9 protein-coding genes and 2 pseudogenes are annotated in these 14354 nt (G+C 38.2%); 6 read left to right on the top strand and 5 right to left on the bottom strand.

What is annotated here, in order from left to right:
* Positions 1 to 567: 567 nt before the first annotated feature.
* Positions 568 to 998 (top strand): annotated as a pseudogene (locus tag ACED28_RS21690) (IS5/IS1182 family transposase); the annotation flags it as partial.
* Positions 999 to 1088: 90 nt separating this feature from the next.
* Here the strand turns inward: ACED28_RS21690 and ACED28_RS21685 are convergent.
* The 5 genes and pseudogenes from ACED28_RS21685 to ACED28_RS21665 form a co-directional block, all read right to left on the bottom strand.
* Positions 1089 to 1919, bottom strand: a pseudogene (locus ACED28_RS21685) (Rpn family recombination-promoting nuclease/putative transposase); the annotation flags it as partial.
* Between the two features lie 185 nt (positions 1920 to 2104).
* Positions 2105 to 3136: a hypothetical protein gene (locus ACED28_RS21680; protein WP_371710712.1), complete on the bottom strand. Its 1032-nt coding sequence runs from the start codon at positions 3134 to 3136 to the stop codon at positions 2105 to 2107.
* A gap of 204 nt (positions 3137 to 3340) precedes the next feature.
* Positions 3341 to 5149, bottom strand: coding sequence for an ATP-binding protein (locus ACED28_RS21675; RefSeq protein ID WP_113797700.1), 1809 nt, complete (start codon positions 5147 to 5149; stop codon positions 3341 to 3343).
* Positions 5146 to 6354 carry a hypothetical protein gene (locus ACED28_RS21670; protein WP_371710711.1) on the bottom strand — a complete coding sequence of 403 codons (1209 nt, stop codon included), beginning with the start codon at positions 6352 to 6354 and terminating at the stop codon, positions 5146 to 5148. Before ACED28_RS21670 ends, ACED28_RS21675 begins: the two co-directional genes overlap by 4 nt.
* A 45-nt stretch (positions 6355 to 6399) precedes the next feature.
* Entirely contained in the window at positions 6400 to 6969 is a 570-nt protein-coding gene (locus ACED28_RS21665; RefSeq protein WP_371710710.1) for an SLATT domain-containing protein, read from the bottom strand.
* Between the two features lie 438 nt (positions 6970 to 7407).
* Between ACED28_RS21665 and ACED28_RS21660 the strand changes: the two genes are divergently transcribed.
* The 5 genes from ACED28_RS21660 to ACED28_RS21640 form a co-directional block, all read left to right on the top strand.
* Positions 7408 to 8328, top strand: a complete 921-nt coding sequence (locus ACED28_RS21660) for an SIR2 family protein (protein WP_048606956.1) — start codon at positions 7408 to 7410, stop codon at positions 8326 to 8328.
* Entirely contained in the window at positions 8321 to 11149 is a 2829-nt protein-coding gene (locus ACED28_RS21655) for a hypothetical protein (RefSeq protein WP_371710709.1), read from the top strand. The genes ACED28_RS21660 and ACED28_RS21655 overlap by 8 nt, the downstream gene beginning before the upstream one ends.
* 395 nt (positions 11150 to 11544) lie before the next feature.
* A complete protein-coding gene (locus ACED28_RS21650) occupies positions 11545 to 12636 on the top strand; it encodes a PIN domain-containing protein (RefSeq protein WP_371710708.1) in 1092 nt (363 codons plus the stop codon).
* A gap of 12 nt (positions 12637 to 12648) precedes the next feature.
* Positions 12649 to 13608 (top strand): hypothetical protein, encoded by a 960-nt coding sequence (locus tag ACED28_RS21645; protein ID WP_371710707.1) that lies wholly within the window; start codon positions 12649 to 12651, stop codon positions 13606 to 13608.
* A gap of 630 nt (positions 13609 to 14238) precedes the next feature.
* A partial coding sequence (locus ACED28_RS21640; RefSeq protein WP_371710713.1) for a lipoprotein occupies positions 14239 to 14354 on the top strand: 116 nt, incomplete at its 3' end.

Below are 14354 nucleotides of genomic sequence, written 5' to 3'. Positions count from 1 at the left end.
GAGATATCATTTTTTGGTGAGCTTTCGTGCCCAGCGGCGAAACGCTGGTCGCTGAGCGTCAATGTAGAGAGAGTTGGGGTTGAGTTTTGTTGTGCCATGACAAGTTTCCTTTCTGTTTGAGTATCACTTTTATGGAGCCGCTTGGCTGTCCAGATCTCAAACAGGGTTCTTCTCTGCAGGGGCGCGAAGCGTTTATTAACCCTTGCAGAGAAGGTTCTGATTGAAGATGGTGAACAGTCTGCGAGCGCCATCCAATGATGCGAGTCGAAAGGAAAATCGGCACATAAGAAAACAAGCCCTTACTCGAACTTAATTGAAGCCAGTGAAAGGCAATAAGGAGGCACGACGAAGCGCAGCTACGCAGTAGCGGAGGCGTTGGGTGATTGTTCGCAGTAACTTAATGTCACATCGAGCTTGCTCGATAACAGTGCCATAAGTTATCGCGAGAGGAGTGAAGCGACGGAATGAGCCGACCGAAGGGAGAACGCCCAATATTTAAGTTTAATACGTACTTTATAGATTGATTGGCGTTAGAAAAAGAACCGTCCGTACTCAATCTTCAAGGGTAAGTGTTCGAACGCGGTTCAAGTCAAATATCACAATAAATCTAAAGGGCTATTCGCCGTCTAGCCATTAACTCAATTAGCCTCCATCTTTTTGGTCAGGGAGAGTGGAAAGTGAAAAAGCTTGATGCAAAGAAACGCAGAGCATGGCAAAAGCTGCACTTGGCTGTTCATGTCGATACACCCGAAACCATGAGTGCGGAAGTCAGTTTTGTTGTGCCATGAGCCTCTAAAAAAGAAAGGTTGTCCCTCACTGAAATTCACCTCGAAAGAAGGTAATGCTTTGGGAAGAGAGTGGAGCAATAAATGAAGCGGAAAAGGCGCTAACGAGCGGTAAAACGAGTTTGAAATACTACAACGCTCAGATAGGTGAAATGATAGTAAATGTCAAAACTACAAACAAAAATTATAGCTCTGGCTATGCCAGTTAGAAGCCAACGGTTAGCCATAGACGATGTAGCTTTATCTCCAGGCAGATTTTATCAACACCACCACTTTGCCACACAACCCTTTATGCTTGAGCAGCTAATGAGAAAGTTGTGCGAGTTCGTCTGTATTCAATCCCGTGACATCCATAATGGTTTGTTGATCTAGACCATTAAGCAGCATCTTACGCGCCATATCCTTGAGCGCTTCTTGGCGGCCTTTTTCCTCACCTAATTGTATACCTTCTTGGCGCCCTTGTTGGCGCAATTGTTCTGCAATAGTCATAAGTGTTTCCTCGTGTTTCGGTACTGATGAGACCAGTGACGTAATTAACGCTTCTAGGTTACTTGTTTCACCCACTTGGAGTAGGTAGCTCATCAATGACTGTACTTGCTTATCTGTAGTGTAATCGGTTAAGAGCAATGTGACCAGAGGCTCAAGGAAATCCATGATATCGCGATGCCTAGCGTGCTTTTGTACAAGTTCAAGTAACGCGATACGGCGATGTTGCATTATCTCATCATCGGAGATAACAGTGACATCGACCAATGGAAAATCTTGAGTATAGAGAGCCTTAGCCATCTTAGGGTTAGCAAAACCTTTTAACCAATTCATCTCATATGGGTAGGGCGAGACTTGGCCATGGTAAAACTGCAAAGGGATCACCAAGGGTAAATGCTCATGACCCGCTTCAATATGCTGTTGCATGGCAGCGATAGCGTAACGCATCAGTCTGAACGCCATGTGTTTATCTGGCCGACTCTGGTGCTCGATTAACGCATAGACGTACCCTTCCCCCTGAGACGTTTTAAGAGAATAAAGGACATCCGAATAGTAAGGCCGTAAGTTTTCTTCTATAAAGCTGCCTGATTCGAGCTTTAAGGTCGTCAAATCAGTACCATGATAAAAATTCTGCACCATGTTGGTTTCTTTCTACACATCAATTTAGTTCATTTACTCTAAGTAATCTTTGCCCCAAAAACGTCACAATCTGAATTTTAACACGTGGCATTTTCTAGCTCGAAAATGCCCCAAAATGAGTTGGTCTTACAAGTGAGACTAGTTTTCTTTGGTATCTATTGACCTACCAGTGCTAATTGTTGATTGGTATTTAATTACCTGTTTTTTAGAGTTATGTAGCTGTCTTTGTGTTCATTTTCTTCTTCGACTAAACGGCCAACGACATTATGCAAATCTGAGAACGTCATTGATTCAGAGAACGGTGTTTCCGGAGATGTCCAGATACAGTTTTGTGTACGATCAAACAAATCCTCAGTAGTGCGTCTAGGAAACCTAGCTAAGCTGGAATTGAAAAAGTCATTGGTATATGTGTAGTGATGAGTATGAACAAACTCTTCCCACGTATCGACCAGTGCATCTTCTTGTTGGATATCTATAAACTCAATGTCCTCCATGTTCCTTTTGTTAATGTCACCCCAAGCATCTTTAAGCATATCAATGGCTTCAACGTCGGTCTTGGGAGCACTATATCCAAAAATGGTCACTAAATACGCTTTACTTAAGTAGTTTTTTAGTGCTTTCCAATTGTTCTTGGTATAAGGATCATCATTGTAATTCTTCTTTGCAATTGGATATAAAAGCCTGCTGGGCGAAAACCACTCGTCACATTCTGGGCATCTATTGTCTACATTTCCCCCGTGCTGATGTTCCAGGCAGTATCCAACCAAGACATTGCCGTGTAAGAACGCTAAATCTGGTAAATCGGTAGTAATTTTGACGGTTCTTTGATAAGCCTGAAGTAGCAGAGGGTCCCAATTGAATGTTGCTATTAGATCCTTTTTTCTCAAAGAAAGAAGTAGAAAGTCATAGATTGTGGGTTCATCGGGGATTTCAAACTCACTGAAATAGTTCCGAATTCTAGTATCCAGTTCACTTCTTACATCTGCATATTCATCTCTTTCAGCAATTTCAGAGTAAATATCTTCTAAATTATCGCTTTGAGTGACAAGGTTTAAATCTTCGATAACTTCACTCAACCCCAGTTTTTCCAAAAAACCATCCATTACAGAAGTTTTCATTCCGTTTTTGTCACCCCTTGGAATAGCTGCCACACTAGCGCCAGCACCAAGTAGCACGACATGAGGACGGCTTTTATAAGCTCTTTCATATTCAAAGTACTTGTCCATGTTACCTCTGACATAACCTATTAAAAATCAATGCATTAGTCGCATTTCAGCTTGTTAACCAAGCTCCCTTAGCTGAAAGCTTTTTGTTTGCTGTTGTTCTTGCATTGTAAACTCTTAATAATTTGAACAATATTCGTATGACTCACTGTGTCCAGTCTATTTGGTTTTGGCATGTTGGATTTTACACCCTATAAGGTAAAAAAGTTACTCGTCTTCTTTTTTCAGTCCCCATAGTTTTGCTAAATCAACGTCATCGCTTGCAGGTCGACTTTTTTTCTCTTTTATGTAGTCAATTTGCATTACTAACGGCAAGTCAAAGGCTGTACCTGTGACAACACATGCCCCTTTTGAAAGGTTAGGTATCAAGCTCTTTGACATACGATCTAACGTGCTAATGGTGTTATCAATAAGAAACAAGTCTTTGTCATTCACTAGCCGATGAATGAAGAAGTTATGAAGTTGAGACATTATCGTTGGTGATATATCTGCTGGCCTTTGGCTGGCAAGCGTTAAGAACATGCCAAATTTACGACCTTCTTTAATAATCTCCTCAAACATTTCAAGTCTGTAATCTTTCCAAACCTCATGTTCACGGCTCGATTGTTGGGAAAGGATGTTATGAGCCTCATCGATTATGAAATGAAGAGTACTGCTTACTTTTTCCTCAACTTTCTCTCGGTGTTCTTGATAGAACATTTTCGCAAGTATCAAAGGAACGATTTTTTTGGTTGCTTGATTACATCTTCTCAGGGAAACAACATTTAAAAGTTTGAACTCGTCTCTGACGTCGTCTTTAACATCAAAAATCTTTCTAAGGTCATTAACTGCACTTTCTACTCTCTTTAATAGAGGTTGAATGTGATCAAATTGAATGTTTCCGAACAGTAAATCCCTTAATAGCTGAACATTTATCCGTACAATTAGCTCATCAAAAGCGTCAAGCTTGTCTACATCTATTTCGTCTAAAATAGGTCTTAGGTTCGTGTCAAAGTCAGCTTGTGTGTCAAAGAAGTGCCAATTGCCAGGAGCTTTAGGATCTGCGAACTTGGCTTTATCTTGATGCTTATCAAACCAAATGAAATTTTTCAGTTTATTTATAAGGGCATCATTCTGAAGATGTTTGGCGATAACTTTTAGGTGAATCAAAGACTCTTTATTTTGAGCCGGGTTAACAAGACATAAGTAGAATGTACCTACGACGAAATCTTTAACATCATCATTGTTCTTTAGCTGACTTTTTCGCTTTTCAATCACTCGATTGATGAATGGTGTTTGTGTGTTTGCAGTTGCTTGAAACAACAATGCCAAGATCTCGGTGTTCCAAATATGATCGCTTGCTAAAGGCAGTTTTTGCCCCTCTCTTTTTCCTGTGCTCAGGTTGAAGGACTTCTTATTTTCAGTTTTTTTTATAAGTTGGTCACCAGTGTACTCTCCGTTGAAATCTACGAGAAGAAACTGGCTTTTACCCACTAATTGATCTTCAAAGTTACGAAATAGTTCAGCATAAAGCCTTGTTAGCGTGTTTGATTTACCACTACCAGTGTTGCCAAAAATGCCAATATGACTGTTGAAGATTTTGTCCCAAGGAAGTGAAACAGGTAGTTCTTCTTTAAGCATTGAACCAATTTTGAATCTACCATCGTTTGCCTGACTAAAGACCTTGGTTACTTGAGACTCATTAAGCAGGTAAGCTTCATCCTTTATCATGGGCATTAATTTGACACCCTCTTTGAACTGATTCTGTTCAAAGTAACCAATAGGTTTGGCTTCTACTTTTCGGATGTATTGAATCTTGTTGTCGTCAAATTCGAACCTTTTTTCATCTAAGTACTCACCCTCGACGATACAAACAATTAGGCAAAAACCTCGTTTAATCCCAATATACTCGCGTATCGAAACACCTTTGTATTTCTTTCCGTCATAGAACATCGTTTCAAGACTAGACTCATCAAAGATTCGCAGCGTAATCTGTGTCCCACGAACCGCAATGACCTCACCTACGTTAATACTCATTGCGTCACGTCCCTTAAGATTTCTGCGTTAAACACGTCTGTATTAAATGCGGTGAAATCTAAAACTTTATCTTCAAAGTGGATTAAGGCTACGTTTTTATAGCCACCAAAAAACTCCTGCATAGTTTTATGCTCTTTTTCGTTGAAGCAACAAATAAAAACTTGCAGTGAATGGTTGGATAATGAACGCTTAACTAGATTGCGAATGTGCTCATCTGCGAATGAAAAAGCGAAACTGATTAAAACTGAGTTCTGTTCTTCCAAGCTGTAGCTAAGCAATCGCAGCATTTGGTAGTAGTGCTCTTCAAAGACTGTTTCGTGAAACTTCCACTTTGTAGGGTTAACAATGGGTAGCTTATTGTATGTATTCCAAAACGCATCTCGGTTATCTTCACTTAATTCAAATTGAGCTTCTAGTAGATCTGTTGTTTTCTTACCCTTATGGTTAATAATCTCATCAAACTGTTCTAGAGCTTCTTGAGCCGCTTCTGGGATCACAACTGTACGTTCGAGATTGTTATAATCAACTTTAATGGTGTCTTCCGATTTCTGCCAATAGCCGGAACCATGTAGATTGATAAAGTTGATTTGTGGTATATCAGACGAGTTTCTACCAAATACACCAGTTTGGCATAGGTAGTAGTTGAAATTTCGAGCAGAGAGAGTTCGTTCGATAAAACCGCTAGCTCCGTCATTTATATGGAATTCTAAATCCCCTTTCTTGATTAAATCATCGGCAATCAGGGGGATACAACCATCATAATTTGTAGTAAAGAGGTTACAACGCTTCTCAAAATGTTTCTTATGCTGAAGAAGACGAACAATAGACTCAATAAAAGCTTCGTAGTTTATTAATACACTCTTTTTTGTATCAAACTCTTTACATATCTCACAACTGGGCTCCCCAGAGCATTGATGCTCTCGAACTGCTTGAACATCACTGGTCTTGAACTGACATATTGGCTTAATGATCCGTTCGTAGTAGTACATAAACAACAATGTATGATGATTCTTATATCGGGAGTCTTTCTCCGCAAGCTTGTCTAGCTTGGTTGCTAGTGTCTCGATAGTTTCTTTTTTAGTTTCATCATCTGAATCTATTAGCGGTAACCAGAGAGTAGGGAACAAACCACTAGAGGCGCCGGAACCAATAAGAAAATTGAGTTTACGTTGGTAGATTTCTGTTAAATGTATGCTTGTTGCCATTTAGGGTGATTCCTCTTGGCGAAATATAATGCACTGTAATCAGTGTCAGGCTGCCACGGAGAAAAACATTATGATGAAAAATAACGTTATCAAAATGTGACCATACTGGTTTGTTCGAGTTGGGTTGTGTGGAGTCAACAACGAATCTTCTGACAGGTTATTCCACTCTTTAATAACTGAGTTAATGTGCGTAGACAGCTCACTGTTCTGCAGTAGACCCATCTTTTGTTTGAGTTGTAGCTCTTCGATATCCCGAGCTAAGTTGGCGTAGCGAGCTCCTGATGAACGATGCATTTCAGCCCTTTCTCCGAATCTAGCTTGGCTCACTATTCCTGAGATTACCGCTGCGATACACCCAATGAAAATGACAATGTGTTGTTTAGTAATACACCAAAACAAAACTTGTTCAGGATTGTGAGTGAAAAACGAAAAAGCTGTAACAAATATAGTTGAATAGATGAGCACGTAGCCAAGGAGTTGCGACAAATCGAAGAGCTTCTCTGCTCTCTTATAATGACCATCACGAGCATCTTTACAACGTTGTAGCCACGACTCCAATGCGCTCTCAACCGGAGGCGCTGTATTTTCACTTTGTTCTATAGCTTCTTCTTGCATCGTTTATAACTTGTTGAACTTAAAAGAGGGCAGTTTACTAGATGTTCAGTTCTTTTGATATGCAATCAAGTTAAAATGCCATCTCTTGTCTATTCTGTTCGACAAAGTGAACTTATTGCGAGGGAGATTCTATGGCGGTATTAAGTGATGATGTAGATTGTGTGTTGATAAATCTGGTATTTGGATTTTTCACTTGAAAAAACGGGAGTACCATACATTCTTTCCAGGTTTGTTACAGTCGGCACTTTGCTAACTTCAAAGTGCCTTAAAGCTTTCGCATGTAACATTTCAGATAGCTGTTCTTTGACCAAATTTTACTAATCCTGCATTATGCGCATAGTGGCTATTAACAGACATAGAAAAACAATAGCCTGACTCTAGACAAACCTTTAAAAAGGTCTAATTGAATGTTCAATTTTCTGGGAAGATTTGTGTAAAATGACAGACCAGCTTGAAGCCCTCCCTCCAGTTCCAGATGAAATAGTTAATGCCGCGCAAAATGGGAATTTAGTACTTTTTGTTGGAGCTGGCGCTTCCATGATGGTTGGAATGCCATCATGGGGAGGCCTTGCTTATGATGCCCTTCGTAGCTTAGTCGATAATGGATTTATTGATTATGCAGAGCTTGAACAGCTAAAGAAATTAGACCCCAAGAAACAGCTTTCCATCGCTGATTTCATTAGCCAAGAAAATGGTCAAAATTTAGATCTTAGATCTAACCTTAAAGCTCGATTTGAAAGCTCTATTTACCCCAATATTAATTCAATTAAGGCCACATGTGTCACTACGAATTATGACCATGAACTTAATCCTGATCCTCTTGAAGAACAGTCTGAAAAAGAGACAAAACAAAAGGTTAATCGAAAGTCTGGCGTAGCAAATTTAAATGCAGCAGATCTCAAAGAACCAGGGACAGTTATTCATTTGCATGGTGATATTGAAAAACCTGAAACTATGATAGTTACGACTCGTGATTATCTCGCTCATTATGACGAGAAGAATGTACAGCATTTCTTAGCAGAGTTGTTTGAAAATTATGTGGTGCTATTTATTGGCTATGGTCTTGAAGAGTCAGAAATTCTAGAACATATTTTGAGGCGTTCAGGTGTCAAAGAGCTGGACAATAAACGACAACGTTTTTTGCTTCAACCATTCTTCAGAAGTGAACAACCTCTTTATGATAGGTTAAAGGTTTACCATCAAAGGTCATTTGGTGTTCACCTGATTGGTTATACGAGAGATGAAAAAGACTATCAGCAGCTTGAACATGTAGTAGAGCATTGGTCTAGTAAGTTAAGTGTTCAGCCACCCGCTTTGGTTGATGATATTGCGTTGATGGATAGGATATTAAATGATTAGTGAGCTATCACAAGATGAACTAATGGTTCTAGAGCGAGTCATTGCAAAGCCTGAATTGCAGCCGCATTTTTTCTCTAAGGTAAAGAGCCTGAAATGGTTTAAGGCCTTTAGTGAAAAAGGGCTACTGGCCCCACCTCTAAACCCTAGTCCCGTAAATACCGAAGGAAATTACTGGAACACTCCTTCTTGGCCTATTACTCAATACTTAGTTTCCTCATCCCAGCACCTTTGCGATCAGGATGATGAGGGTTATGCCAAGTTATATTTACAGTTAATTGTAGATGTAACGACATATGCTTCTGAGCATAGCTTTAGCAACTATCGTACGTGGTGGCAATTTGCAAAGATATTAAGAAATATTCCGTCAGATTTAATATCGATTTCGGAAGTAGAGATTATCTCTTACTGGCTTTCTGATCGATTTGATAGTCGACTAGTAAGTAATGAAATTGGCGACTGGGTCGTTGACTTACTAGAAGTACCAAATGCGCATAACAACAAACTTACACTTAAAATTTTTGATTTTTTATTTGATATTTCTTCTACAGAAAGCAAAATATCTTCAGAAAAAAGTGAGCCTAGACTTAATATGGATGGTTACACGGCCAACTCAATCGCTGAAAAATCAGCGAAAAAAGCGGGGGAACTTTTAGGGCTTGAAGTTGTTGAATTGTTTGAAAGTAAGTTTAAACAAGCTATTGATATTGAAGGAAACGACCAATGGTCTGTTATTTGGCGACGTGCTGTTGAAGAGCATGAACAAAACTCAAGTCGTAATGATGTTGAAGCAATTACGCTCAAACTTTTTCGAGATGCATTACTAGGTTACTGCAATGTAAGCCATGACGAAGCTGTAAACATTAAGCTTTGCAGTATGCTGGATAATAGATATCAAATAATTCAACGTGTTGCCATCTACATTGCAGGCGAATCTTTCATCAAACTATCAAGAGAATTAAGAGGAAAGCTCCTTAATGAAGGCTTTTTCAGTGATCACTATCGTCACGAGCTTTGGCATTTCTTAAAGGGTAATTTCATTAACTTGACGGCTGATGAAAAAAAACAAGTTCACGATGTGATTTCCAAACTGGTTTATACAGATGAATCGGGTGGTATCGAATCGAAGCCAACGGCATATCGACAGTCTATTTGGTATTATTCTATTAAAGAACAAGACGAAGAAGCCAAAGTCTTATATGAAATATGCACAGAAATAACAGGTAAAGAACCTGATCACCCTGATTTTTCAAGTTACATGAGTGTTGGAACAGTTCAACACGAGTCACCTATAGAGATTAATGAGCTATTAGTACTGCTGAAAACACCAGAGGAGCTGGTTAAGTCTCTTAATGATTACAAATCAAAAGGACACTTTCGTGAACCTGGAATCGAGGGGTTAGTAAAAAAATTCGGCGAATTAGTCACGCTAGAATGCGATACTATTTTAAGTCATTCTGAACACTTGATTCAATTGAAGCCTTATTACTTACATGAGCTATTTTCAGTATATTCAAGCCTCTGGGAAGCTAAAAAAACGTTAGATTGGGATTCTAGATGGAATGAAATTTTAGCATTTTCAGAAAAATTATTGGTAATAGATAACTTCTGGAATGATGACGGCAGTAACAGCGAAGGCGCTTTCATCGGTAATGTTAATTGGGTTATTGGCACATTAAGCAGATTGATTGAATCGGGATGTAAGAGTGACTCCCATGCTTTCGGAATAGATAAATCTAGTCGTGCCAAACGTGTTCTTGAACTGATTTTAGAACGCCAACCAGGGGAAGAGTTTAATCTTGATTCAGATGCTGTATCTATTGCTATCAATAGTCCGCGGGGACGTTGTTTAGAGGCTTATGTCAACCTAGCGCTATATGAGTGTAGAAACTCAAACAAAGAAACGACTCAACATTCAGAAGTATGGGGCGCCTACGAACCTATTTTTGCTCGTGAATTAGATAAACCAGACTCCGTAAATGAGTATGAGTTTGCTGCGATTGTAGGAACCTATATTTCTAACTTTATCTATTTATCAGAAGAGTGGACTCTTACAAATCTAGATAAGATATTTGACCGATCGAATTTGCAACGCTGGCTGTGCGCGATACAGGGTTACAGTTATGTAAGTCACTTGAGGCCAGAAATTTATGCTCTATTTAGAAAGCATAATTATTTTGAACTGCTTCTAGACAGCAAATACCTTAAAGATGAAACCAAGAATCGATATATCGAATTTGTTTGTGTGGCTTGTATTCATGAATTAGAAAAGGTTGATGAACAAGACGGATCGATTGCTCTCCTGATAAGACGAGCTAATTACTCTGAGTTGGAGACGATGGTTTGGTTTTTTTGGACACAAAGAGATAGTCAAGAAATAAAGATTAGAGAAATAGTGTTCTCCTTGTTCCCTTCATTAGTTGCACTGATAAATCCTAGTACGAATAAAGGGAAACAATTTGCATCAAGGTTGTCATTGTGGTCTGAATTCATTGACGAAATTGATAAGCAGTCAAAAAACTGGTTGATGAGCATCGCCCCTTATGCTGGGTATGATTACAACGCTGATACATTAGTTGAAAATTTAGCGCGTCTAAGCGACAAGTATCCGCAGGATACATACGAAGTTTGGAAGGAGGCGCTTTCTCGTCCTTGTTCTATATATTCGGATGAAAGCATTAAAAAACTGTTTGTTAATCTAATTAACATGGGCGCAGATGGTGAGCGTTACGCCAAAGATATTGCTGATGAATATTTAAGACTAGGCGACTCTAGGCAGGTTAGTTTATATCAAGAAGTAGTAAATGAAATTGAGGGTGAATAGTTATCAACTTAGTATGTCCAGCGGAATACTGAGGTTGGCCGCGAGGTTAGACGTTTTCCAATACCTTAGGAAATCCGTTAAGTGCTAATTTATCAAAGCCGCAAACTCAGTTTTGTCCAAAACCCTCACAGGCTGAACTTTTACCTGTGGCACGTTCTACCTCAGAAATGCCCCAAAACTTCTCAGAGCCCCGAACTGCTTTGCTCGAACGCTCTAGAATGGATCAAATTAATCTAATCCATGTGTTTGGGTTGTTATATGGAAAATTGCTGAAGTTTCTCCTAAAAGTCGCTTTCGATTCACACTATAAATGAATACTGGTTGAGTTTCATAATGAATGACCTCAACATTAGCCCTCTCTACTTGACTCGTAGTTTCACTCAAAGAAGATGTTCATGAAAGTTTTTTTAGACACAAATGCATTTTACAATAACTGGTTCGTAGATAATGCAAATTTTAAACTATTGTTTCATTACTTAAATAATGAAGAATTAGGCCTTTTGTTGTCTAACTTAGTCGCTCAGGAAGTTAATAATATTCGTGAGAGAGAGTTGTTGGAAACAACAACAGAGATTGATAGGTTGATCAACAGAGTCAATAAACTTAATAAACAAGATGTTGATTTTTCATTTGAAAAATTGGGGATTACAAAGTATGACGTTCAATCAATATTAAATAGTAAAGTTAATTTCATCGAAAATATCTCATACGATGAAGTTCCGCATGAACAGGTTGTTGATAGAGCATTAAAATTAGTTAAACCATTTACTGGTGAAGAGAAAGGTTACCGTGATACTTTGATCTGGCTTTCATTTTTGAGTTATTTAAAAGCTCAGAATATTGAAGGTGAAATTGCCTTCATTACAAACAACAAGCATGATTTCTTCGAAAAGAAAAATAAGATTTTATCATTTAATGACGATTTGCAAAAAGATATTGATGAAATTGGAGTTACAGCAACTATCAAGCCGTACTTAAATATTTTCGACTTTATCAAAGAGAATGTTGATAAAATTGAGCACGCCTTTAACCGTGAAGAAATACTTGATGACTTAGAAGGATTTCTGATTGAAGAAACAGAAAGTTACCTTAAGAATATGAAAAACAAAGACATTGGAGATTTATTAGGTGCGCAAGTATTTACTGATAAATTAACCGATGTAATCGAAATTGTTCCTGATATTTTCGAGGGAGTCGAAGACCCAACTGTTCATTACGTTAGTCGCCTTCCAGAAAAAAGTGTCTATATTAGTTGTTTCTACGAGATGCGTAGAGTTGATTTAGTCGTAACAATTGATTTAATAGAATTTAAGCAACATGTAGATGAAATAGAATCTATAAGATCAATATATAATATTGAGATAGATAGCGATGTTGTTAAATTGTCATTTATCTTCCGTTTATATATAGATGCAAGTTTAGAATATGATACAGAATCTGAGCTAGGTTCAAGTTTGACCATTGAACAAGTGTTGGCAAAGAGTTAAAAAGGAGAAGTTTTGAGTATAATCCAAAATGCGATAGATTCAATTCAAATAGGGATTGAAGACTATGAAAGTGCAGATGATAGAAGAAGTGTTTCTGCTGTTCGAAACATTTCAGCAGGAATTTTACTTCTATACAAAGAGAAACTATGCCTGTTATCTCCTGAAGATAATAAAGAACTTTTAATAAAACAAAATATTAGGCCTATCCAAAATTATGATGGAAAAATCGTCTTCGAAGGTAAAGGGCATAAAACAGTTGATGTCTTTTCAATTCAAGAGCGGTTTAAAAGCTTGAAAGTATCAGTAGATTGGAACCGATTTAATGAAATTAATAAACTGAGGAATGATCTTGAACATTACTATACTTCAGAGTCGCCAGATACCGTTCGTGAAATAGTTGCAAAATCATTTTTACTGATTAGAGATTTCCTAACCGAATACTTAGAAAAAGATCCACAAGAAACATTAGGTGATGAAGCGTGGGCAACTTTACTTGAAGTAAGTGAAGTTTATTCTGCTGAAGAAGCATTATGTACTGCATCAATCGAAAAAATAGATTGGAAGTACGACGCAGTTAAAGAGTCATTAAAATATTTACGTTGTAATTCATGTCACTCGTCATTAATCGAAGCTCCATATCCCGATGATTGTCACCCCTGTGTTAACTTGCATTGTAGGTCATGTAATACTGATTTTTCATTTGATGATGTAATTGAGCAATGTATTGATGACTCATTGTCTGGTGAAGCAATTAGTAATGCTATGGATGGTGGGGATTCTCCTTATGATTCATGCCATGAGTGCGGAAAACACACATATATATATAGTGAAGATAAGTGTGTGGCGTGTGAGTATGAAATGGAATATAAATTTTGTGAAATATGTGACACGTCATTAGGCATAGAAGATCAATACAACGAAGGTAAATGTGGTTCGTGCCAATATAGTTACGATAAGATTATGGCAGAGTAAGCTAACGTTTAAGGTTTCAAGGTATTTTTTCTAATCTAAAAAGAACGGTTTAGTGCGATGCGCTAAATCGTCTTTGTCCAAAATCGTCACAATCTGAATTTTAACACACGGCATTTTCTAGCTCGAAAATGCCCCAAACCTTCTCAGACTCAATTAGTGGGCGACCTAGCCAGTACACCAAGTTAATCTAATCGGTACTTTAGTCTCATATAAGGAATTTTTCAGTAATTTACCCTCCGTAACTATATGTAGATTCACACAACAGGTTGATAGCAGTTGAGTATCACAACAAATGTCAGCAACATAGACGGAATGCAAAGACGGAAAAGTTCGCCTATAAAGCGTTAGATTTTATTTAAGTTAAACGGCGTTGGTATTTTAGGGCGATCCAAGTTTTAGACTTTGTTGGATGACGCCTTTTAGCTCAGTACCATCGTATGGAATAGCTGGTGACCTACATATCCGACTACCTGAAACTTGTCGTCGAAATACACGGAACGGGACGACTCTGTCTCTAAACTGAATTACGCAACAAAGCCCCCTAAAAATCATAAATTATCTTAAATGATTGTCATTCCACCGTTTATTACCCGATCTTCGTAATCCCATTTTTTAATTTCAATCTAAACCATGAATAAATTTATATCTATCTGTCTTATTATCCTCTTCTTGACAGGTTGTAATTCAGAATTATCAGAAGAGGTTGTAAAACCAACCTTAACGTTAGAACGAATCGATATTAGCGT

Source organism: Vibrio sp. 1F253 (assembly GCF_041439295.1).
Taxonomy (GTDB): domain Bacteria; phylum Pseudomonadota; class Gammaproteobacteria; order Enterobacterales; family Vibrionaceae; genus Vibrio; species Vibrio tasmaniensis_A.
Note: the sequence above shows the minus strand (reverse complement) of the source record. Positions and strands in the feature narration are given on the sequence as shown.

What these genes read in the sequence shown, in the direction of transcription:
- ACED28_RS21680 (WP_371710712.1), bottom strand. Translation starts at nt 3,136, where the DNA reads ATGGACAAGTACTTTGAATATGAAAGAGCTTATAAAAGCCGTCCTCAT.
- ACED28_RS21675 (WP_113797700.1), bottom strand. Translation starts at nt 5,149, where the DNA reads ATGAGTATTAACGTAGGTGAGGTCATTGCGGTTCGTGGGACACAGATT.
- ACED28_RS21670 (WP_371710711.1), bottom strand. Translation starts at nt 6,354, where the DNA reads ATGGCAACAAGCATACATTTAACAGAAATCTACCAACGTAAACTCAAT.
- ACED28_RS21665 (WP_371710710.1), bottom strand. Translation starts at nt 6,969, where the DNA reads ATGCAAGAAGAAGCTATAGAACAAAGTGAAAATACAGCGCCTCCGGTT.
- ACED28_RS21660 (WP_048606956.1), top strand. Translation starts at nt 7,408, where the DNA reads ATGACAGACCAGCTTGAAGCCCTCCCTCCAGTTCCAGATGAAATAGTT.
- ACED28_RS21655 (WP_371710709.1), top strand. Translation starts at nt 8,321, where the DNA reads ATGATTAGTGAGCTATCACAAGATGAACTAATGGTTCTAGAGCGAGTC.
- ACED28_RS21650 (WP_371710708.1), top strand. Translation starts at nt 11,545, where the DNA reads ATGAAAGTTTTTTTAGACACAAATGCATTTTACAATAACTGGTTCGTA.